Below are 20,099 nucleotides of genomic sequence, written 5' to 3' on the forward strand. Positions count from 1 at the left end.
AGCGCCTCCCGCGATCTTGCACTTTGTGTCGCCATTCTGCACCTTTCATCCCGTTACGCCCCGACAGAAAGTGCAAGATCGCCGGGCCGGGCCGGGGCGGGGCGGGGCGGGTGCGAGGGCGGGGCGCGGGGCGCGGGGGCGGGGGTGGGTGGGGGTTAGCAAGGGGGGGTGGCGGCGGGGCAGAGGCGGGTGGCGGCGATGGTGGCGACGCGGCGTAGTTCCGAGTCGGTGGCGTCGCGGCCCAGGGTCAGCACCGTGACCAGGTCGCCGACGCGTACGACGGCCCTCGTGTCGGGGCTGGTCGGTCCCCGGTTCTCTCCGGTGTCCAGGTTGCGAGCCGTCACGACGACGTGTCGGATCAGCATCGCCTCGTCACCGGCGAGGGCCCGGTCGGTCACCTCCCAGCGGTGCTCCACCTCGGCCCGCGCGATCCGGTCCTCCCACATCACCTCGCCCGTCACCCGCCAGCTGGCGCACGGCGCGATCAGCACGTCGAGCCGCTGGAGGAAACCGGCGGCGGTCTCCGCGGCCAGCCGGTAGACGGCCTGATTGAGCACCACGTCAGCGGGCCGACGGGCACCATCCGCGCTCGCCCGTAGCAGGGTCTGCGACCGTGAGTACCGGGACACCTCCCAGGCTTCGGCCTGCCCCTGTTCGGTGAGGCAGGCCAGCAGCAACTCGTCGACCCGCACCGGCTCGCTGAAGCCCGCCTGGCTCAGTGGAGGGTCCGTCTTCGTCGTCAGGTCCTCCGGCTGCACCAGCGCCTCGTGAGGAATCTCGGCGTACGCCGGCAGCGAGGTCTGCGGCTGCGAGGCGGCCGACTGAGGCGCGGTCGGCTGAGACGCGGTCGGCTGAGGCGCGGTCGGCTGAGGCGCGGTCGACTGAGGCGCGGTCCGGCGCACCCCCGCGATCGCGGGTCCGGCCGCCAGGAGCACCACTGCGGTCGCCGCGCCCAGCATGGCTCGGCGCCGCCGACGGCGGGCCCGTTCACGCAGTACGGCCGGTTCCGGCCAGCGGACGTCCCGCAGCTCGTTGTGGAGCCGCTCGACGAACATCATCTCGTCACGCACCGGGTGCCTCCTCCAGGTCGGTGACGGCGAGCAGCCCGGCGAGCGCGGTACGCCCCCGGGACAGGCGGGCCTTGACCGTGCCGACCGGAACTGAGGTCTGCCGCGCGACCTCGGCGACCGGCAGGCCGACCAGGTAGTACAACGCGATCGCCACCCGCTGCTCCTCGGGCAGGCGACGCAGGGCGGCGACCACCTCGACGGTCTCCGTACCGGGTGCGGGGACACTCTCCACCGCGCCGTGTCGCAGGTAGGCCCGGGCCCGACTGCGCAGACTGCGCCACCGGCTCACCGCCAGCCGGCTGGCCACCACCCGCACCCAGGCCTCGGGGTCGTCGTAACGCCCCACCGTGGACCAGCGTTGCCACGCCCGCACGTACGCCTCCTGCACGGCGTCCTGGGCTTCGCCCAGGTCACCGGTGAGCACGTAGACGAAGCCGAGCAGCCGTTGTCGACTGCCCCGGTAGAACTCGTCGAACCCGTCGACGTCCGGCACCTGCCACCTCCTGCGGGTCGTAGACAACACGCACCAGGGGGTCAGGCGGTTGCCGCCAGGCCCTAGACGATCGAGGCCGGAGGCTCAGGTCACCAGGTGATGCCGGCTTCGGTGAGCAGCGGACCGGCCAGCATCAGACCGCCGACGATCAGCACGGCAGAGTTGGCCAGGCCGAAGAGGACGACCCAGAAGAAGGCCGGAAGGCCGGTGATGCCGGCTAGTTGGTCGGCGTCGGAGGCGGGCATCCCTCGTCGGGTACGCAGCCGTTGCAGCTCGATCACCGGTCGTACCCCGCCGAGCAGCAGGAACCACACACTCGTCCAGGCGAAGGCGGCCTGCACCTGCGGGCTGGCGTACCACGAGACGGCGAGCACCACCCCGCCGGTGACCAGCAGCGACAGCACCCCGAACAGATTGCGGATCATGACCAGCATGGCCAGCAGAAGGAGCACCGCCAGCCAGAGCAGCAGGGTGATCCGGTTCCCGGCCAGCAGCCATGCCCCGCCCAGGCCGACCAGCGGCGGTGCCAGGTAGCCGGCGAGCAGGGTAAGCACCATCCCCGGGCCGGTGGGGCGACCGGCGGAGAGGGTCAGTCCCGAGGTGTCCGAGTGCAATCGGATGCCGCGCAGTTTGCGTCCGGTGAGCAGCGCGGCCAGGGCGTGACCGCCCTCGTGCGCGATGGTGATCGCGTTGCGGGCGATCCGCCAGGGCAGCCGGGTGCTGACCACCAGCAGCGCGGCCACACCGGTGAGCAGCACCAGCAGCGGGGGCGGGTCGGGCTGCGCGCCGACCAGGCGGTCCCAGAACTCCGTCATGCCCTCGATCGACACCATGGGGCGCGAGCCTACCGGCCGCGTTCCGGCGTCACTGCCGGGCCAACCGCCCGTATCCCGTAGCGCTCGTCGGCGAAATCGTCTCGCCGGGCAACGCGGCCGCCGACCGGATGCTCAAGATGCAGCTCTACGCGATCGCCCAGATTCCCTGGTACCTGTTGGTAGAGCAGGACGGTGACACCCATTCGCTGCGGCTGTACCGGCTCGACGGCGGGCACTACGTCGAGGACCGGGTGGCCAAGGCCGGGGAGACTCTGACTCTCGCCGAGCCGTTCCGGTGGCAGATCGATCCAGCCGCCCTGCGCTGACACCAGGTAGGCTGACGCCACAAGCCGGACATCGAAAATTATCTTTGCCCCTATTGCTCGACCGGGCAGCTCCATCCAAAGATGACTGTCTATTGACCGTCGTCTCAGGAGGACGCCATGGGTCAGGTCAGGTCTTCGCTGCGTCGGCTGACCGCCGCCGCACTCACCATGCTCGCCACCGCCGCCGCCGGGCTCGTCGCCACCGCGACCCCCGCTGCGGCGGCCACCGTGCCCGGCATCGACGTCTCGCGGTACCAGGGCAGCATCAACTGGACCAGCGTCCGCAACGCCGGCATCCAGTTCGCCTTCATCAAGGCCACCGAGGGTACGAGCTACAAGGACCCGAACTTCAACACCAACTACGTCAACGCGTACAACGCGGGGGTGATCCGGGGGGCGTACCACTTCGCCCTGCCCAACGTCTCCTCCGGCGCGGTCCAGGCCAACTACCTGGCCTCCAACGGCGGCGCCTGGTCGGCCGACAGCCGTACCCTGCCTGCCGCCCTGGACCTGGAGGCGAACCCGTACAGCGGCGGCTACTGCTACGGCCTGAGCACCACCGCGATGCGCAACTGGGTGCAGGACTTCCTGAACACCTACCGCTCCCGCACCGGCCGCTACGCGGTCATCTACACCACCACCAGCTTCTGGAACCAGTGCACCGGTAGCTGGAGTGGCCCCTGGAACAACCACCCGCTCTGGATCGCCCGCTGGTCGTCCTCCGTGGGTGCCCTGCCCGCCGGCGCTCCCTTCTGGAGCTTCTGGCAGTACACCGACTCCGGCCGGGTAGCCGGTATCAGCGGGGCCGTGGACCGCAACTACTGGAACGGCGACCGCAGCCGGCTGATCGCCCTGGCCAACAACACCTGACGTACGCCACCGGCGGCGGGCCGCGTCCTGTCGCGGACTCCGGCCCGCCGTCGGTGGCGCTCGTCGTCGTGGGCTCAGGCCCGGCGTCGCGAGGCCAGTACGACCGGCACGGTCATGCCACCACTGCGGGTGACGCTACCTCGGCGGGTCAGGTGCCAGCCGGTGAGCGCGGCCCCGGCCAGCAGCATCAGGCTCATCAGCATCGCGACTCCGGCGGCGGCGACCAGCAGTACGACGCTGCCGAGCACCGCGAGGGTCCACAGTGCCAGCCGGGATCGGGTGTCCCTTCCTCGGTAAGCCATCTCGGCCTCCCTTCCGTCGTCGGAGATCAGATACCCCGATCGACGAAGGGTCATGCCTGTCACTCAGTCCTGACGGTCGGGTACGAACTCCCGGAAGGCGGTCTCGAAGTTCGGCAGCTGCGCTTCCCACTCGCTGTTCGGCACTTCCCAGCGCAGGGCGAAACCCCGGTTGCCGGCGGTGACGAAGCCTCGGTTACGCACCCGGATCTCAACCCCGTTGCGGGTCTGGTACCAGTCCCAGTCGCCGCAGGTCCGCCACTTGCAGTCGAACGACCAGATGTCGATCAGCCGGTAATTCTGCACGCCCCTGACGTTCCTCCGACCCGGCTCAAGCTCTCGCCAGGTGGCGGCCGCGTCCCGTCCTGGGCGATCCGTGCGGTCGATGGTCAACTCGCTGACGCCGTTGGGGTCCCGATACTTCACCCAGGTACTGCCGGAGCTACGCCGCCAACCCTCCGGCACGGGCACCTTGAAGCCGACCGGGTCGTTGCGCATCGTCCAGCCGGCCGGCAGCCCGCCGCTGGTCGGCGCTGCCGTGCTGGGCGAGACCGAAGGGCTGGGCGGGGCGGCACTGGTGGCCGGGGTGTCGCTGGTGGGCGGCGGTGCAGCCGGTTCACTGCTCGCCGGGGCCGAGGCTGTGGGGCTGCCGGTCGAGCCCTGCGGAGTGCGATCGTCATCGCCGTCGTCGCCGGTCAGCAGCGGCACCGCCACCACCAGACCGACCACCAGCAGCGCTACCAGAGCGCCGACGAGCAGCCCACGCCGGTTGCGCTCCGAACGCAGGAAGCCCGAGGTGAAGACAGCGCCGCGGGCCGGTTCCGAGCCCACCGGAGCCGAGGGCAACTGCGCGGTCCCCTGCGATACGACCCGGGTGGCGTCCCCCGCCGTTCCGGAGGTCACCCGGCGGGTGGGTTCGGCAGCTGAGCCCGCTGCCGCCGCACTGTCGTCGTCGGACTGTCCCAAGTCGGGGGGCGTCGTCGCACCACCGGCGTCCACCTGGTCCGTCGATCCCGCCTCGACGGAAGTCTCCGCCCCGGACCCCGAACCCTCAGTGGCCTGCGAGCCCGTCGGCTCGACGACCTCCTCGCCCGCAGCCGAATCGTGCCCCTCCACCCGGGCTGAGCTGCCCGGACCGGAGGCGACCAGAGCGGTGGGTGCGGCGTCCGAACTCGTCGACTCCCCCCGGTCGGAACCGGTGTCGCCAGCGTCCATTCTGGCCGTCGCTGCGGCGTCGGCGGGGACGCCCTTCGTCGACGCCCCGGCGTCCGCGCTCGTCGATCCGGCGGCGGCCGGCGGCGTACGCGGGGCAGGTGGGCTGACCGGGGCGGACGGCTGTTCCCCGGACGGTCGGGGTGCCGGCACCAACGGTGGGCGGGGCTCCCGCGGACCGTTCGGCCCCGGCCGGCGTACGCCATCGAGCAGTGAGATGGTCCGCGCCCGCCGGCCGCTGGCCTTACGCAGCATGCGCTCGGCGGAGTCGGCGGTGATGCGCTCCTGGGGGTCCTTGCGGAGCAAGCCGTTGAGCACGGACTTGAGTGGGCCGGCGTTACGCGAGTGCGGCACCGGCTCGGTGGCCAGCGCGGCAAGGGTGGCGATCGCCGAGGGCCGGGCGAACGGGGACTTTCCCTCCACGGCGGCGTAGAGAGTGGCGCCCAGCGACCACAGGTCGGCCTCCGGCCCGGCGGTGCCGTCGCGGGCCCGTTCCGGGGCGATGTAGGCCGGCGATCCGAGCACCATGCCGGTACGGGTGACGTTCGGATCACCCGGGATGGTGGCCAGCCCGAAGTCGGTCAACACCACCCGACCGTCCGTGCCGAGCAGCACGTTGCCGGGCTTGACGTCGCGGTGCATGATGCCGGCCCGGTGCGCGGCCTTCAGGGCGTTCAGCACCCCCAGCCCGATCTCCACCGCCTGGGCCGATGACACCGGCCCGTCCTCGGCGAGAGTGTCCTGCAACGAACGCGACGCGACGTACTCCATCACGATCCACGGGTCACCGTCGGTGCGGAGCACGTCGAAGATGCGTACCACGTTGACGTTGTTGAGCCGGGCGATGGCCCGCGCCTCGCGCAGCGAGCGCTCCCGCATCTCGCGGCGCTCGTCGTTGGTCAGACCCGGCGGCGGTACGAGTTCCTTGATGGCGACATCGCGGTGCAGCACCTCGTCGCGCGCCTTCCACACCCGACCCATGCCGCCCTGACCGAGCGGCGAGATGAGCCGGTACCGGTCGGCGACGAGCTGGGAGGCGGAAGCGTCTGACATCGCTGAGACGGTACCCGGCAGCGCTCACACCTACACCGTCGGCACGCCATTCTGCGACCAAGGTCAACTTCGGGCCGCGTACGCTGAGTGGCATGTCTGGGGAAGAGCCGCTGTTGCGCATTGTGCGCGGCATACCGACCGCCGAAGAACTGGCCGCGCTGGTGGGTGTGATCGTCGCCCGCCCCCGGCCCGCCGTCGGGCCCACCCCGGCACCGACCTCCACCTGGGCCCGCAGCGCCCGACCGGCAAGCAACGGGCACCTGCCCGGCCCCGGCGCCTGGCGCGTGTCCGGCCTGCCCCGCTGACCCTCCGGCCCGTTTCTCCGGCCTTCAACCGGGGCGCGACCGGCCCGGTACGGGGCTGCCGAGGGCGGCCTGCACCCATTAACCTCACTCAGGGGAATCGGGCCGTGACGGTTGGGAGGGAACGTGATCCCTGAAGAGGACCGACCTGCGTCCTGGTTGGGTGGTTACCGCACCATCGAGGCGGACATTCGCCAGATGCGGGAGTTCGCCGACCGGCTCCGTGCCGAGGTGGAGAGCAACTACACCCCGCATCTGCGGTACATCGCCAACGACATGCTTACCCAGGTGTCCAACCCCGCTGACGCGTTCATCGAGCTGGTGCAGTTCATGCGCGCCCACTGGGAGACCCAGCAGGCCGCCACCAACGCGGTCTGGGGCGTCGGTCACACCACCGGCCACCTGGCGGAAGCCGCCCAGCAGGTGGCGCTGCGTTACGGCGACGCCGACGCCTTCTCCGCAGCCCGGGTCGCCGACATCCAACGCGCCCTGGCCAGCCCCGGCATGACCACCACCGCACCGATGCCGTCGCCGTCATTCGCCGACCCCACCGGCCCCGACCAGCCGGGACCGGTGGTGCTGCCATGAGAGACGTGGGCGTCGGCCGCAGCGGCGGCCTCACCGACTGGTACCTGATGAACGTCGCCGACATGTGGGCCTGCGTGCAGGACCACCAGACCGAACAACACTGGCGACACGTCGCCGGCTGGCGCAAGGTCTGCGACCTGGCCGGCCAGCACCTCACCAGACTCAAGGCCTACCGCGAGGGTCTGGCCCGCGCCTGGCCGCCGGAGACCAACGCCGCCGCCCGGGCGTACGTCACCGAACTGGACAACCTGATCGACCAGGTGCAACGCACCCACGACGCCGCCGCCGCCAACCAGACCGCACTGTCGGCCGCCACCCAGGCCATCACCAGCACCCGCACCGAGTTGAGCAAGATCTACGAGGAGTACGCGGGCAAGCTTCGACAGAAGCGGACCTGGGAAGAGATCGCCGCCGACCCCAAGGCCGCCGCCGGAAGCCGAGCCAGCGAGTCTCCGGTGACCGACGCGGACCTTGAACGCCTCAACATCCGAGCGCGCGGCATCATGTACGGCCTCAGCAGCGAACTCCAACAAGCCCAAGCAATGCTCCGCCAGCCCCCTCCCCCACCCTCCGTGGGCCGAGGCATCAACCAAAACGAACCGAATTTTTACGGCACTGGCGCCGGGCAAATCCCAATCATTCCACCAATCGTTCCTGCTCCTACGCCCACGGCTCGGACAAGATCGGGCAGAAAGCCTCAAGGCGAGCGAACTCCCACCCCCAAGGCTCCAGGAATCGGACCAGTTCTCGGTGAAGCCAGACCTGGCTCCACCACACCGCTAATTCCAGAGCCAACCAGCAAGACAGTCCCGACCACGCCTCCTCCCCCCACCAGCCCGAGCGTCCAACCTGAACCACCACCCCGCCTCGACCACCAGATAGGGCGCCTCGGAGCAGGACAAATAAGGCCCGCACCCATCAGTCAACCAACTTCCGGATCCCGCGCACCGGCTGCGCCTCGACCCGCAGCCAATAATGGAATAATTGGCGGGATTCCCGGAATGATGGCTAGCCCGTCCGCCGCAGGCGCCGCACAGACTCGACGCGTCAATCCAGTCGGGGGAGTAATTGGAGGCGGTGCGGCTGGCACTGCCCCCACTGGTGCGGCAGGTTCGCGGCCTCGAGGAGGCCGAGGAATTCCGAGTACCAACTCTTCCCTCAGCGGCACGCCAGCGACCGGCTGGTTCGGTTCACAGGGAATGGCGGGCACGCGAGGCGTCGATAGCCAAGGCCGTAATACCGACGGGATGGAAAAGTGGGACCCAGATCAGCCCTGGCAAGTAGACCAAGGGGTCCCTCCAGTTGTTAGACCAACCGATGATGACGGCCCAATCGACCCTGGACCCACAATCGGACTCAAATAGATGAGCATCAAGTCACACCTGGCTCGTGCCGGTAAAATTGCCTTAATCGCCGCCATCTTGACTCCTTCCACAGCAGGTGCAGGCTGGGCAGAAGGAACATCTGCAGACGGTGCGGATCTAATCCGAAATGACCAATGGCATCTGACGTACCTCGGCGCCTCCAAAGCACATGAGATCAGCCAAGGCGAAGGTGTCATAGTCGCAGTGCCGGACACGGGAATCGACCCACACCCTGACTTGATAAAAAACTTACTTCCGGGAATCGATATCACGCCAGAAGGCAACAGGGACGGAAGGCGAGACAGCGACGGCCACGGAACCATCCTTGCAGGCCTGATCGTTGCACATGGGAGAGGGTCCACTAAAGGAGCCCTCGGAATCGCCCCAAAGGCGAAGGTTGTGCCCATACGGGTCAGTCTCGACAGCCACCAGGTAAGCACCGATGACCTAGCCCGCGGGATTGATTACGCAGTCAATCAGGGCGCGAAGGTAATCAGCATCTCCATAGCGGCGGGGCCAAATATTAAGCTACAACAGGCCATTGCCTCTGCCCTTCGCGCGGATATAGTTGTTGTTGCAGGGGCCGGCAACAGGCCGCAGGAAGTCCCAGTAGCCTTCCCTGCCGCTTATCCCGGCGTGATAGCCGTAGGCGGGATAGATCGGCTGGGAAGCCAAGCACCCATATCTGTGACCGGTCCTGAAATAGACGTTGTAGCTCCTGCCGAGGAGATACACAGCACAAGTATTGATGGGAAGTACAGTCGCAGTAGAGGCACTTCGGACGCTACGGCGATTGTGGCGGGGGCGGCGGCGTTGGTGCGGGCCAAGTATCCCTATCTGCCTGCGGATGAGGTGGCGCACCGGCTGACTGCCACTGCGATCGACAAGGGGCCGCCGGGGCGGGACGACCAGTACGGCTACGGGGTCATCGATCTGGTGGCGGCGCTGACGGCAGACGTACCGCCGAGGGGTTTTGAGTCGGTGCCTGCGACCTCGCCGGATGCGGCTGGCCCGACCACGGCGGCGGCGGATGGGCCGCGGGCCGAGGGCGGGGGTGACGGTTCGGCGACCGTGCGGGGGTGGGTCACGTTGGGGGTGCTGCTGGCGGCGGGTGGGGTCTGGGCTTTGTTCGCTCGCCACCGCCGCAGGTCCGATGATCCCCCGCCGCGGATCAGTCGCTGACCGCCTACGCGACACGGCGACCGGGGGTGGAGGCGACGGCATGATCGGGTTGGCAACCGGTAACGTCGGCGGGATGCCTGATGTCATGCCGATCCGATTGGTGCTCGCCTCGGCGAGTCCGGCCCGCCGTAAGACCCTGCAAGCCGCCGGCATCGAGCCGGACGTGCTGGTCAGCGGGGTCGACGAGTCAGTTGTCGTGACGGAACGGGCGGAGGATCTCTGCCTGGAGTTGGCCGGATTGAAGGCGCAGGCGGTGCTGGCCCGGTTGCGGCCCGCCGCTGACCAGCGCACCCTCGTGCTGGGCTGCGACTCGGTGCTCGCCTTCGACGGGCAGATCCTGGGCAAACCGGCTGATTCTGCCGACGCTACCGCCCGGTGGGAGCGGATGCGTGGGCGCAGCGGGGTGCTGCACAGTGGGCACTGCCTCCTCGATGTCGAGGCGGGTCGCCGCGCGGAGGCGGTGGCCTCCACGGTGGTGCACTTCGCCGACATCGATGATCACGAGATCGCGACCTATGTCAGGTCCGGTGAGCCGCTCGCGGTCGCCGGGGCGTTCACCATCGACGGGCTGGGCGGGCCGTTCGTGGAACGGATCGAGGGTGATCCGAGCACGGTGATCGGGCTGTCCCTACCACTGCTGCGGCGGCTGCTGGCCGAGCTGGACCTGCGGATCACCGATCTGTGGACGAAGGTCGCGCCGGGCAGCCAGTCGATCGAGCCTCTCGGCTAACGTCCGGGCATGACCCGCAAGTCGATTCCGCTCACCGACGAACTGCACGGGTATCTCGTGGCGCACGGCGCCCCGCCCGACGAGGTGATCCGTGACCTGGCCGAGGAGACCTTGGCCCTGCTGCCGGAGCGTGCCTCCATGCAGGTGGCCCCCGAGCAGGCCGCCTTCCTGACCTTCCTGACCCGGCTCATCGGTGCCCGGCACGCGGTGGAGGTCGGCACCTTCACCGGGTTGTCCGCGCTGGCGATCGCCCGGGGTCTGGTCGATGGTGGGCAACTGACCTGCTTCGACATCTCCGAGGAGTACACGAGGGTGGCCCGCCGGTACTGGGACCGTGCCGGCGTGGCCGACCGGATCGACCTGCGGATCGGCCCGGCCGGGGACACCCTGCGGGAACTGCCGAACGAGCGGTACCTGGACTTCGCCTTCATCGACGCCGACAAGACCGGCTATCCGGTGTACTGGGCGGAGCTGGTGCCCCGAATGCGGCCAGGCGGGGTGATCGCGGTCGACAACGTGCTCCGGCACGGCCGGGTCATCGCCCCGCAGAACGCCGACGACCGGGCCATCGCCGCCTTCAACGACCAGGTCCTGGCCGATGTACGGGTGGAGGCGGTGATGCTGCCGATCGCCGACGGCCTGACCCTCGCCCGGGTGCATTGAGCCAGGGCGAGGGTCATCCGCCAGAGAACCTGTTCTCGTTGCTCAGGCGGTCAGTTGCCGAAGCAGTTCGGCAGAGTCGTGCAACGCCGTCATCTGCGCGAACCGACCGTTACTGACCTCGTAGATGGCGTACTCGACGATTTCGAAGGAGGCGCCGGACGGGGCGACACCTAGCCACTCCTTGACCGGAGTGCCGGTGTTGATCGCGCGTACGGCGATGCGGTCGCGGTCGAACAGCAGTTCCTTGACCTCCCAGTGGAGGTCCGGAACGGCGTCGATGTCCTGCCGCTGGACGGTGAGCACATCATCGCGGGTGCCCATCCTGCCGTTGAGCAGGACCTGGTCGTTGATGAACTCGTGCATCCCGTCGAACTCGTGGGCGTTGAGCGCCGCGACGTAGCGCAGGTACCAGTTGCGGAGATCCTCTTGCGTCTTCATGTCGCCCTACCAGCCCAGTTCGCCGTGTTCGTCGGTGAGAGTCCCGGTCGGACCGTCCACACCGAGCTGCCCCGCTCCAGGTCGCGGGCGCCGAGGTAGACGACGTGGCCCAGGTCGAGAAGCTGCCTGGCGGTTTCGAAACCGATGCCCTTGTTGGCTCCGGTGACCAGTGTGACGGTCATGCAGTTGTTCCAACGCGCCTTCGGCCGCTATCACGAGACCCAGGTGGCCGCCGCCCGTGCCGCGCTCGACCAGCCCAGCGCGTACGCGGCGATCGAGGCCTTTCTGCGCTCAAGCGCCGACGGCCTGACCGCCACCGACCACCCGGCTGGTTGCCTCTCCATCCAGGGCGGCCTGGCCTGCTCGCCGGAGAACGCCGGCATTTCCGAGATCCTGGCCGCCGGTCGCGCCGCCACCGAGCCGGCCTTGGAGGAGCGCCTGTCCCGGGCCGTGGCCGAGGGGATCTGGCGGACGACACGGATGTCCGGGCACTCGCCCGATTCGTGATGGCGCTGAGCGAGGGGCACGCGGTGCACGCCGCAGCCGGGGTCAGTCGCGAGGAGCTTCACGGCTCGGTCGACATCGCCCTGCGGGCCGTCGGCACCCTGCACCGCCGGTGAATCACACGGCAGCGGAGGCCGGGGTCGGCAGGGCCCGGCCGAGTCGTACCGCCAGCAGCGCGGCCAGCGCGATGAAGCCGGGCAACAGCAGAAACGCCAGGTGGGTCCCGACCCCGTCGGCCACCCACCCGAGGGCGACCGGCGCGATCCCGAAACCCACCCCCATCGAGTACGCCGACCAGCCCGCCGCCTGATCCGTGGCGTCTCCGGCGACGGCCAGGGCCAGGGAGATGGCCAGCGGATAGTGCAAGGCGTTGCCCAGGCCCAGCACCACCAAGCCGACGACGGCCAGCCAGCCGACCGAGGCCACCCAGAAGAGACCGAACCCGACCAGGGACACCCCCAACGCGGCCAGCAGGAGGGGTATCGGGCGGAACCGGAGGGCCACCCGGCCGCCGAAGATCCGGCCGACGAACATGCCGGCGACGATCGCGGCCACCGCCGCCGAGGCGGCACCGGGCGCCATTGCGGCGTGTACCCGCAGCACGTCCGCGGTCCACAGGGAGAGGCAGACCTCGATCGAACCGGTGACCGCCATCAGCCCCCAGGCGATCCAGTAGGCCCTGGGTAGCCGCCGCGTACCGGCCGGAGGCGGCACCGGCATCCGGCGGGCCTCGACGACGGCGATCTGCGGTGCGCGTACCCGGGAGGTGCGGGTTGTCACGGCGACCAGGGCGATCAGGGCGACCACGACGGACAGGCCGGGGCGCCAACCCCAGCCGGCGTTCACGGTGTATCCGATCACCAGCGGGGCGAGGATGCCCATGCCGGCGCAGGCGGCGTTGGCCTCGGCCAGGGCTGCGGGAGCGGCCGGTCCGTGCCGGGTGGTGAGCAGCACGTTCACGCCGCTGACCACCAGCATCCCTCCGGTGGCGATCACCACGACGATGGCGAGGGTGGCCGGTAGCGGGCGGAGCAGGGCCAGCCCGCTCACCCCGGCGGCCACCCCGGCCAGCCCGAGCCAGATCGTCGGGCTGCGACCGAACCGACGGGCGACCGGGGCGAACAGTGCGCCGCCGGCCAGCGCACCGGCCGCCAGGGCGGTGCTGTGCAGGCCGGCGACGGCGGCGCTGGTGCCCTGCTCGTCACGCAGCAGGGGCACCACCGGGCCGAACCCGTAGAGGAAGAAGCCCCACAGACCGAGCTGGGCGTACGCCAACCAGGTGATCCGGTCGTGACGGAGGCGTGGCACCCGCCCACGCTACAAGCGGCTGCCGCCTGCCCGACCGGCCCTGAGAGCGAACTCTCCTCCCGCTGAGCCGGGGTGTCAGCGGACGCTGCGGGCGAACTGGCGGGCCGCCCAGTAGACCCCAGCGGCGGCGAGCACCGCGATGATGGTCAGCCCCTGCCAGACCTTGTCGTTGCCGATGTCCCCGCTGAACAGGGCCCGGGTGCCGTCCACCGCCCAGGAGAAGGGGTTCCACTTGGCGATGCCCTGCAACCAGCCGGGTGCGAAGGCCAGCGGGAGCAGGATGCCGGAGAGCAGCAGCACCGGTTGGGCGACCGTGTTCATCAGCGGGGCCAGCGCGTCCTCGCTCTTGACCTTCAGCGCGACCCCGTAGGAGACCGCCGAGGTCATCAGCGCGATCAGGGCGAGCATGAGGTAGGCCAGCAGCAGGTCGCCGATGAACACCCGCAGCTCGAACAGGAGGGCGAGCAGGGTGATGATCACCGCTTGGACCAGCAGCGACACCACGTCGCGCAGGGAGCGGCCGAGCAGCAGGGCCAGTCGGCTCACCGGGGTCACCCGGGAGCGTTCGATCACCCCGGCCCGCAGCTCGGCGATCAGACCGAAGCCCTGGAACAGGCCCCCGAAGATGGCCAGCAGCACCAGCAGACCGGGCACGAAGATCTTGTACGCCTCGGCCTGGGTGGGCGCGTTCAGGGCCGGCTTGAGCAGTGGGGCGAACAGCAGCAGGTACATCACCGGCTGGAAGACGCCGACGAACACCCACACCGGGTTGCGCAGCAGCAGGTTCAGTTGACGCTGGAAGATCAGCCAGGTGTCGCGGGCGAGTTTCATCAGATCTCCTGGTCGGGTCAGGACTCGCGCAGCGAGCGGCCGGTCTTGGTGAGGAAGACGTCGTCGAGGCTCGGGCGGTGCAGTTCGATCGACCTGAGCTCGATTCCGGCGCTGTCGGCCCGGCGCAGGATGCGCGGAATGGCGGTCGCGCCCTCGTCGACGAAGAGGCGCAGGCCGCCTTCCTCAAGCGCTTCCAGCCGGCTGACGTACTCCTCGGTGGCGAGGAGCTTCTCCGCCTCGGCGGCGGCGTTGTGGCCGAGGCCGAGCTGCACCACGTCGCCGGAGATCTCCCGCTTGAGCCCGGCGGGGGTCCCCTCGGCGACCACCTCGCCGTGATCCATGATCGCGATGCGGTCGCAGAGGGCGTCGGCCTCGTCGAGGTAGTGGGTGGTGATGAAGACCGTCATGCCGTCGGTGCGCAGCCGGCGGATCTCGTCCCACATGTGCGCCCGGCTCTGCGGGTCCAGGCCGGTGGTCGGCTCGTCCAGGAAGACGATCTTCGGCTCGTGGATGATGCCGAGGGCGATCTCGACCCGGCGGCGCTGTCCACCGGAGTAGGTCTTGCACTTGCGGTCGGCGAACTCGGTCAGCTGGAAGGCCTCCAGGGCGCGCACCGCCCGACGTTGCGCCTCGGCCTTCGAGATGCCGTACAGCCGGGCCTGGAGCACCAACTCCTCCCGACCGGTGGACTCGTCCCAGGTGCTGCCGCCCTGGGCCACGTAGCCGATGCGGCGGCGTACCTCGCCCGGATCCTTGCGCAGGTCGGCACCGGCGATGGTGGCCTGGCCCCCGTCCGGCTCGATGAGGGTCGCCAGCATCCGCAGGGTGGTGGTCTTGCCGGCGCCGTTCGGGCCGAGGAACCCGAAGATCTCACCCGCCGCCACATCCAGGTCGACCCCGCGTACCGCGTCGACGGTCTTCGTCTCCCGACCGGCCCGGCTGCGGTACGACTTGCGCAGCCCTCTGGTCTCGATCATCGCTTCTCCCCGCTTGAGGCCGCTGTCGGCCACCATCGTCATCGGTAGCGGATCACATCGGTACGACACCACGCCGTATCGATATCGGGCCAATCCGTGCGCCATCCCACAATGAGCGCCCGTTAGGTTTGCCGGTTCGGTCGCTAAACTCCCGGTCAGTAACCCCCGGGAGGAGCCACCAAGGTGCGCAAGGTTCTCATCGCCAACCGAGGCGAGATCGCGGTACGCGTGATCCGCGCCTGCCAGGACGCCGGCCTGGGCAGTGTCGCCGTGTACGCGGACTCCGACCGGGACGCCCTGCACGCCACCCTGGCCGACGAGGCGTACGCCCTGGGCGGTGACACCGCCGCGGAGACCTACCTGCGCATCGACAAGATCATCGATGTGGCGGCCCGCTCCGGCGCCGACGCGGTGCACCCCGGCTACGGCTTCCTCGCCGAGAACGCCGACTTCGCCCAGGCGGTCATCGACGCCGGTCTGACCTGGATCGGCCCCACCCCACAGGCCATCCGGGACCTCGGTGACAAGGTCACCGCCCGGCACATCGCCCAGCGGGCCGGTGCGCCCCTGGTCCCCGGCACCCCCGACCCGGTAGCCAGCCCCGACGAGGTGATCGCCTTCGCGGTCGACCACGGCCTGCCGGTGGCCATCAAGGCCGCCTTCGGTGGTGGCGGGCGGGGTCTGAAGGTGGCCCGGACGATGGAGGAGATCCCGCAGCTGTTCGAGTCGGCCACCCGGGAGGCGGTCGCCGCCTTCGGCCGGGGGGAATGCTTCGTGGAGCGGTACCTCGACCGGCCCCGCCATGTCGAGGCGCAGGTCCTGGCCGACCAGCACGGGAACGTGATCGTGGTGGGCACCCGGGACTGCTCGTTGCAGCGCCGGCACCAGAAGCTGGTCGAGGAGGCGCCCGCGCCGTTCCTCACCGCCGAGCAGCGGGCCCAGATCCACGACAGCGCCAAGGCCATCTGCCGGGAGGCCGGCTACCACGGCGCCGGCACGGTGGAGTACCTGGTCGGCAACGACGGCACGATCTCCTTCCTGGAGGTCAACACCCGGTTGCAGGTGGAGCACCCGGTCACCGAGGAGACCGCCGGCATCGACCTGGTACGCGAGCAGTTCCGCATCGCCGACGGCGAGAAGCTGCGCTTCACCGAGGACCCGGCGCCGCGCGGGCACTCCATCGAGTTCCGGATCAACGGTGAGGACCCGGGGCGCAACTTCCTGCCCGCCCCCGGCACGGTCACCGCTCTGCGGCTGCCCACCGGCCCCGGCGTACGGGTGGACACCGGCATCTCGGCCGGTGACGTGATCGGCGGCAACTTCGACTCGCTGCTGGCCAAGGTGATCGTCACCGGGGAGACCCGGACCGAGGCGTTGGAGCGGGCCCGCCGGGCGCTTTCCGAGATGGTGGTCGAGGGGATGGCCACCGCGCTGCCCTTCCACCGTCTGGTGGTCTGCGATCCCGCCTTCACCGCCGAGCCGTTCACCGTGCACACCAGGTGGATCGAGACCGAGTTCGACAACACCGTGCCGCCGTTCACCGGCGCGGCCGACCCCACCGCCGGCCCCGGCGAGCGGGAGACCGTCGTGGTAGAGGTGGGCGGCAAGCGCCTGGAGGTCAGCCTGCCCGCAGGCCTCACCAGCGGTTCGGCCTCCGCCGCCCCGGCCGCCCGCAAGCCCACCCGTCGTGGTGGTACCGCCGTCAGCGCGGTGGTCGGTGGCGACTCGCTTGCCTCCCCCATGCAGGGCACCATCGTCAAGATCGCAGTGGCCGAGGGGGACACCGTCGCCGAGGGTGACCTGGTGGTGGTGCTGGAGGCGATGAAGATGGAGCAGCCGTTGCACGCCCACAAGGCGGGCACGGTCAGCGGCCTCGCCGCCGAGGTGGGCGCGGTGATCACCGCCGGCGCCGCCATCTGCACCATCTCCTGAGGTGCACCCCTCCGCCGTACGGATCAGCGGAGGGTTTCGGCGGCGACGGCGCACACCGCGGCGGTGAGTGCGGTCAGCACCGGTGAGTCGAGTCGCCAGTGCTGCCAGTACAGCGGGATGTCCACCACCCGGCCCGGGGCCAGGTCCAGGCAGCGGGCGGAGTCCAGGTCCTCGTCGGCGATCTGCTCCGGCACCATCCCCCACCCCAGCCCGAGGCGGATAGCGGCGCTGAAGGCGGGCACCGACGGCACGTAGTGCACCGGTGGGTCCAGGTCGCGACCGGTCAGGGCCTTCAGGAAGCGGTACTGGATGCGGTCCTTGCGGTCGAAGACCACCACCGGTGCGGCGGCCAGGGCCGAAGGGGTCAGCCCTTGCGGGAACCACCGTCGTACCGCCGCCGGGGTGGCCAGGGCCCGGTACCGCATCGCGCCGAGTGGGCGTACCCGGCAGCCCTGCACCGCCTCCCGTTGGGCGGTCACCGCGGCCATCACCGCTCCCGCGCGCAGCAGTTCGGCGCTGTGATCCTGGTCGTCCTGTCGGAGGTCGAAGGAGAGTTCCGGCGAGGCGGGCAGCCGGGCCAGGGCGGCCGGGAACCAGGTGGCCAGGGAGTCGGCGTTGACCACGACGGCCACCCGGGTACGACCGGGGTCGCCACCGAGGGGTCCCCGCGCGTCGGCCAGGGCCTCCCGTTCCAGCAGCGCGAGCTGCCCGGCCAGGCGCAGCAGGGGACGCCCGGCCTCGGTGGCCTGGCAGGGCCGCTGCCGTCGGACGAGCACCTGCCCGACGGCCTCCTCCAGGGCCTTGATCCGTTGACTGACCGCCGAGGGGGTGACATGCAGCAGCCGACCCGCCGCCTCGAAGCTGCCCTCCTCGACCACGGCGGCCAGGGTGCGGAGCTGGGCGGAATCCAGGCCGATCATGAAGCTCAGCTTAACCACCTGAAGAATCTTTAGTTGGACTGATGATCCACTCCACCCCTACGGTCGACCCATGCTCACCTCGGCCGTTGCCGGTTTCACCCTGTCCATCGCCCTCATCGTCGCGATCGGAGCGCAGAACGCCTTCGTGCTCCGCCAGGGCCTGCGCCGGGAACACCTGGTGCCGGTCGTGCTCACCTGCGCGGTGTCGGACGCCCTGCTGATCGGAGTCGGAATCGCCGGGGTGGGTTCGGTGGTGACCGGTCGACCGGAGGTACTCACCGCGATCCGCTGGGGCGGCGCCGCCTTCCTGATCGGGTACGCGGTTCTCGCCGCCCGCCGCGCCCTGCGCCCGAGCGCCCTGACTCCCGCGGACCGCCCCCCGGCCCGGCTGGGTGCGACCCTGGCGGCCTGCCTGGCCTTCACCTACCTCAACCCGCACGTGTATCTGGACACCGTGCTGCTGCTCGGCGGCATCGCCCAGCAGCACCAGCACCGCTGGTGGTTCGGGGTAGGGGCCGCCCTGGCCAGTGTGTGCTGGTTCACCGCACTCGGTGTCGGCGCCTACCGGCTGGCTCCGCTGCTGGCCCGTCCCCGGGTCTGGCAGGTGCTCGACGGCCTGATCGCGGTGGTGATGGTGGCGGTGGCGGTGGCGTTGGTACTGGGCTGAGCGGGTGGTTTCCTCCACCAGCGGCGGCGCGGACGGGCATCGGCGGCGATGATGGCCGGGTGCGTTTCCTCAATGGCGCCACCCCGGCGTACGACCTGACCTACAACGATGTCTTCATGGCCCCGGCCCGATCGGAGGTGGCCTCACGGCTCGATGTCGACCTGGCCACCGGCGACGGTACCGGCACCACCATCCCCCTGGTCGTGGCGAACATGACCGCGGTCGCCGGCCGGCGGATGGCCGAGACGGTGGCCCGCCGTGGCGGCATCGTGGTGATTCCCCAGGACATCCCGATCGAGGTGGTGGCCGAGGTGGTCGCCTGGGTCAAGCAGCGACACCTGGTGTACGAGACCGCCATCGCGCTCGGCCCCACGGACACCGTCGGCGACGCGATCCACCTGCTGCCGAAGCGGGCGTACGGCGCGGTGGTCGTGGTTGACGAGGCCGGTCGCCCGATGGGGGTGGTGACCGAGGCGGACACCGTGGGGGTGGACCGCTTCGCCCAGTTGCGCGACGTGATGTCGGCCGAGTTGCACACCGTGCCGGCGGGCGCGGATCCGGGTACCGGATACGACCGGCTCTCCGTCGGGCGGCGCCGGTTGGCCCCGGTGGTCGACGAGGAGGAGCGGCTGGTCGGGGTACTCACCCGGCAGGGGGCGCTGCGGGCCACCCTGTACCGGCCGGCGGTGGACGAGAAGGGGCGGCTGCGGATCGCGGCGGCGGTGGGGATCAACGGAGACGTGGCCGGCAAGGCGGCGGCACTGCTGGAGGCCGGGGTGGACACCCTGGTCGTGGACACCGCGCACGGCCACCAGGAGCGGATGATCTCCGCCTTGCGGACGGTGCGTGGGCTCGATCCGGGGGTCCCGGTCGCGGCCGGCAACGTGGTCACCGCCGACGGGGTACGCGATCTGGTGGAGGCCGGCGCGGACATCGTCAAGGTCGGGGTCGGTCCGGGGGCGATGTGCACCACCCGGATGATGACCGGGGTGGGTAGGCCGCAGTTCTCGGCGGTGCTCGACTGTGCGACCGCCGCCCGGGAACTGGGCCGGCACGTCTGGGCCGACGGTGGGGTGCGCCATCCCCGGGACGTGGCCCTGGCGCTGGCCGCCGGGGCGTCCAACGTGATGATCGGCTCGTGGTTCGCCGGCACCTACGAGTCCCCCGGGGACCTCTACACCGACGAGGACGGCCGCCGCTACAAGGAGAGCTTCGGGATGGCCTCCGCGCGGGCGGTCAGCGCACGCACCAGTGAGGACAGCCCGTTCGACCGGGCCCGCAAGGCGATCTTCGAGGAGGGCATCTCCTCGGCCCGGATGTACCTGGATCCGACCCGACCCGGAGTGGAGGACCTGATCGACGAGATCATCTCCGGGGTACGCAGCGCGTTCACCTACGCCGGTGCGCGGACCCTGCCGGAGTTTCACGAGCGGGCCCTAGTCGGCGTGCAGAGCACCGCCGGCTACACCGAGGGGATGGCCCTGCCGACGAGTTGGTGAGGGGGCACATCCCCGAAAATACTTTGGCCCCTGACTGTCTGGTATCTAATCTACCG

The 20,099-nt window shown here is 70.1% G+C and carries 21 protein-coding genes and 2 pseudogenes; 11 read left to right on the forward strand and 12 right to left on the reverse strand.

Annotated features, from left to right (window positions below; all coding sequences use genetic code 11):
• Positions 1-155 precede the first annotated feature (155 nt).
• The 3 genes from ACLQ2T_RS08295 to ACLQ2T_RS08305 all read right to left on the reverse strand — a co-directional run bounded on the left by ACLQ2T_RS08295 (position 156) and on the right by ACLQ2T_RS08305 (position 2,396).
• The gene (locus ACLQ2T_RS08295; RefSeq protein ID WP_425765397.1) at positions 156-1,070 is read right to left on the reverse strand and encodes a hypothetical protein; all 915 of its coding nucleotides are present in this window, start codon (positions 1,068-1,070) and stop codon (positions 156-158) included.
• The gene (locus ACLQ2T_RS08300) at positions 1,063-1,563 is read right to left on the reverse strand and encodes a SigE family RNA polymerase sigma factor (protein WP_425765398.1); all 501 of its coding nucleotides are present in this window, start codon (positions 1,561-1,563) and stop codon (positions 1,063-1,065) included. Before ACLQ2T_RS08300 ends, ACLQ2T_RS08295 begins: the two co-directional genes overlap by 8 nt.
• 89 nt (positions 1,564-1,652) lie before the next feature.
• Positions 1,653-2,396, reverse strand: a complete 744-nt coding sequence (locus ACLQ2T_RS08305) for a M50 family metallopeptidase (RefSeq protein WP_425765399.1) — start codon at positions 2,394-2,396, stop codon at positions 1,653-1,655.
• 41 nt (positions 2,397-2,437) lie between these two features.
• Between ACLQ2T_RS08305 and ACLQ2T_RS08310 the strand changes: the two are divergent.
• Together ACLQ2T_RS08310 and ACLQ2T_RS08315 are read left to right on the forward strand one after the other, a co-directional pair.
• A pseudogene (locus ACLQ2T_RS08310) lies at positions 2,438-2,704 on the forward strand (Uma2 family endonuclease); the annotation flags it as partial.
• Positions 2,705-2,821: 117 nt separating this feature from the next.
• Complete coding sequence (locus tag ACLQ2T_RS08315; protein ID WP_425765400.1) at positions 2,822-3,574, forward strand: GH25 family lysozyme; 753 nt, start codon at positions 2,822-2,824, stop codon at positions 3,572-3,574.
• A gap of 74 nt (positions 3,575-3,648) precedes the next feature.
• On the opposite strand, the gene ACLQ2T_RS08320 is transcribed toward ACLQ2T_RS08315, so the two are convergent.
• Complete coding sequence (locus ACLQ2T_RS08320) at positions 3,649-3,876, reverse strand: hypothetical protein (RefSeq protein ID WP_425765401.1); 228 nt, start codon at positions 3,874-3,876, stop codon at positions 3,649-3,651.
• A 63-nt stretch (positions 3,877-3,939) separates the two neighbouring features.
• Positions 3,940-6,138, reverse strand: coding sequence for a protein kinase domain-containing protein (locus ACLQ2T_RS08325; protein ID WP_425765402.1), 2,199 nt, complete (start codon positions 6,136-6,138; stop codon positions 3,940-3,942).
• Between the two features lie 92 nt (positions 6,139-6,230).
• Between ACLQ2T_RS08325 and ACLQ2T_RS08330 the strand changes: the two genes are divergently transcribed.
• Together ACLQ2T_RS08330 and ACLQ2T_RS08335 are read left to right on the forward strand one after the other, a co-directional pair.
• A complete protein-coding gene (locus tag ACLQ2T_RS08330; protein ID WP_425765403.1) occupies positions 6,231-6,443 on the forward strand; it encodes an acyl-CoA carboxylase subunit epsilon in 213 nt (70 codons plus the stop codon).
• 123 nt (positions 6,444-6,566) lie between these two features.
• Positions 6,567-7,028, forward strand: coding sequence for a hypothetical protein (locus ACLQ2T_RS08335; RefSeq protein WP_425765404.1), 462 nt, complete (start codon positions 6,567-6,569; stop codon positions 7,026-7,028).
• Positions 7,029-7,197: 169 nt separating this feature from the next.
• Here the strand turns inward: ACLQ2T_RS08335 and ACLQ2T_RS08340 are convergent, their stop codons facing one another.
• Positions 7,198-7,368, reverse strand: coding sequence for a hypothetical protein (locus ACLQ2T_RS08340; protein ID WP_425765405.1), 171 nt, complete (start codon positions 7,366-7,368; stop codon positions 7,198-7,200).
• 1,024 nt (positions 7,369-8,392) lie between these two features.
• Between ACLQ2T_RS08340 and ACLQ2T_RS08345 the strand changes: the two genes are divergently transcribed.
• From ACLQ2T_RS08345 to ACLQ2T_RS08355, 3 genes are all read left to right on the forward strand, one after another.
• A complete protein-coding gene (locus ACLQ2T_RS08345) occupies positions 8,393-9,574 on the forward strand; it encodes a S8 family serine peptidase (RefSeq protein WP_425765406.1) in 1,182 nt (393 codons plus the stop codon).
• Positions 9,575-9,647: 73 nt separating this feature from the next.
• Positions 9,648-10,304 carry a Maf family protein gene (locus ACLQ2T_RS08350; protein ID WP_425765407.1) on the forward strand — a complete coding sequence of 219 codons (657 nt, stop codon included), beginning with the start codon at positions 9,648-9,650 and terminating at the stop codon, positions 10,302-10,304.
• Positions 10,305-10,313: 9 nt separating this feature from the next.
• The gene (locus tag ACLQ2T_RS08355; protein ID WP_425765408.1) at positions 10,314-10,967 is read left to right on the forward strand and encodes an O-methyltransferase; all 654 of its coding nucleotides are present in this window, start codon (positions 10,314-10,316) and stop codon (positions 10,965-10,967) included.
• Between the two features lie 42 nt (positions 10,968-11,009).
• On the opposite strand, the gene ACLQ2T_RS08360 is transcribed toward ACLQ2T_RS08355, so the two are convergent.
• Complete coding sequence (locus tag ACLQ2T_RS08360; protein WP_425765409.1) at positions 11,010-11,405, reverse strand: ester cyclase; 396 nt, start codon at positions 11,403-11,405, stop codon at positions 11,010-11,012.
• Positions 11,406-11,467: 62 nt separating this feature from the next.
• Positions 11,468-11,587: pseudogene (locus ACLQ2T_RS08365) on the reverse strand (short-chain dehydrogenase); the annotation flags it as partial.
• On the opposite strand from ACLQ2T_RS08365, the gene ACLQ2T_RS08370 reads away from it, so the two are divergent.
• Positions 11,586-11,912 (forward strand): hypothetical protein, encoded by a 327-nt coding sequence (locus ACLQ2T_RS08370; protein WP_425765410.1) that lies wholly within the window; start codon positions 11,586-11,588, stop codon positions 11,910-11,912. The pseudogene ACLQ2T_RS08365 and the gene ACLQ2T_RS08370 sit on opposite strands and share 2 nt — an antisense overlap.
• A gap of 114 nt (positions 11,913-12,026) precedes the next feature.
• On the opposite strand, the gene ACLQ2T_RS08375 is transcribed toward ACLQ2T_RS08370, so the two are convergent.
• The 3 genes from ACLQ2T_RS08375 to ACLQ2T_RS08385 all read right to left on the reverse strand — a co-directional run bounded on the left by ACLQ2T_RS08375 (position 12,027) and on the right by ACLQ2T_RS08385 (position 15,025).
• The gene (locus ACLQ2T_RS08375) at positions 12,027-13,217 is read right to left on the reverse strand and encodes an MFS transporter (protein ID WP_425765411.1); all 1,191 of its coding nucleotides are present in this window, start codon (positions 13,215-13,217) and stop codon (positions 12,027-12,029) included.
• A gap of 75 nt (positions 13,218-13,292) precedes the next feature.
• A complete protein-coding gene (locus ACLQ2T_RS08380) occupies positions 13,293-14,048 on the reverse strand; it encodes an ABC transporter permease (protein WP_425765412.1) in 756 nt (251 codons plus the stop codon).
• Positions 14,049-14,065: 17 nt separating this feature from the next.
• Complete coding sequence (locus ACLQ2T_RS08385) at positions 14,066-15,025, reverse strand: ATP-binding cassette domain-containing protein (protein ID WP_425765413.1); 960 nt, start codon at positions 15,023-15,025, stop codon at positions 14,066-14,068.
• 183 nt (positions 15,026-15,208) lie between these two features.
• On the opposite strand from ACLQ2T_RS08385, the gene ACLQ2T_RS08390 reads away from it, so the two are divergent.
• Positions 15,209-16,957, forward strand: a complete 1,749-nt coding sequence (locus ACLQ2T_RS08390; protein ID WP_425765414.1) for an acetyl/propionyl/methylcrotonyl-CoA carboxylase subunit alpha — start codon at positions 15,209-15,211, stop codon at positions 16,955-16,957.
• Between the two features lie 23 nt (positions 16,958-16,980).
• On the opposite strand, the gene ACLQ2T_RS08395 is transcribed toward ACLQ2T_RS08390, so the two are convergent.
• A complete protein-coding gene (locus ACLQ2T_RS08395; protein ID WP_425765415.1) occupies positions 16,981-17,877 on the reverse strand; it encodes a LysR family transcriptional regulator ArgP in 897 nt (298 codons plus the stop codon).
• A 70-nt stretch (positions 17,878-17,947) separates the two neighbouring features.
• Between ACLQ2T_RS08395 and ACLQ2T_RS08400 the strand changes: the two genes are divergently transcribed.
• Together ACLQ2T_RS08400 and ACLQ2T_RS08405 are read left to right on the forward strand one after the other, a co-directional pair.
• Positions 17,948-18,544 (forward strand): LysE/ArgO family amino acid transporter, encoded by a 597-nt coding sequence (locus ACLQ2T_RS08400; protein ID WP_425765416.1) that lies wholly within the window; start codon positions 17,948-17,950, stop codon positions 18,542-18,544.
• Between the two features lie 59 nt (positions 18,545-18,603).
• Positions 18,604-20,043, forward strand: coding sequence for a GuaB1 family IMP dehydrogenase-related protein (locus ACLQ2T_RS08405; protein ID WP_425765417.1), 1,440 nt, complete (start codon positions 18,604-18,606; stop codon positions 20,041-20,043).
• Positions 20,044-20,099: the final 56 nt, after the last annotated feature.

Source organism: Micromonospora sp. DT229, assembly GCF_049844505.1.
Taxonomy (GTDB): domain Bacteria; phylum Actinomycetota; class Actinomycetes; order Mycobacteriales; family Micromonosporaceae; genus Micromonospora.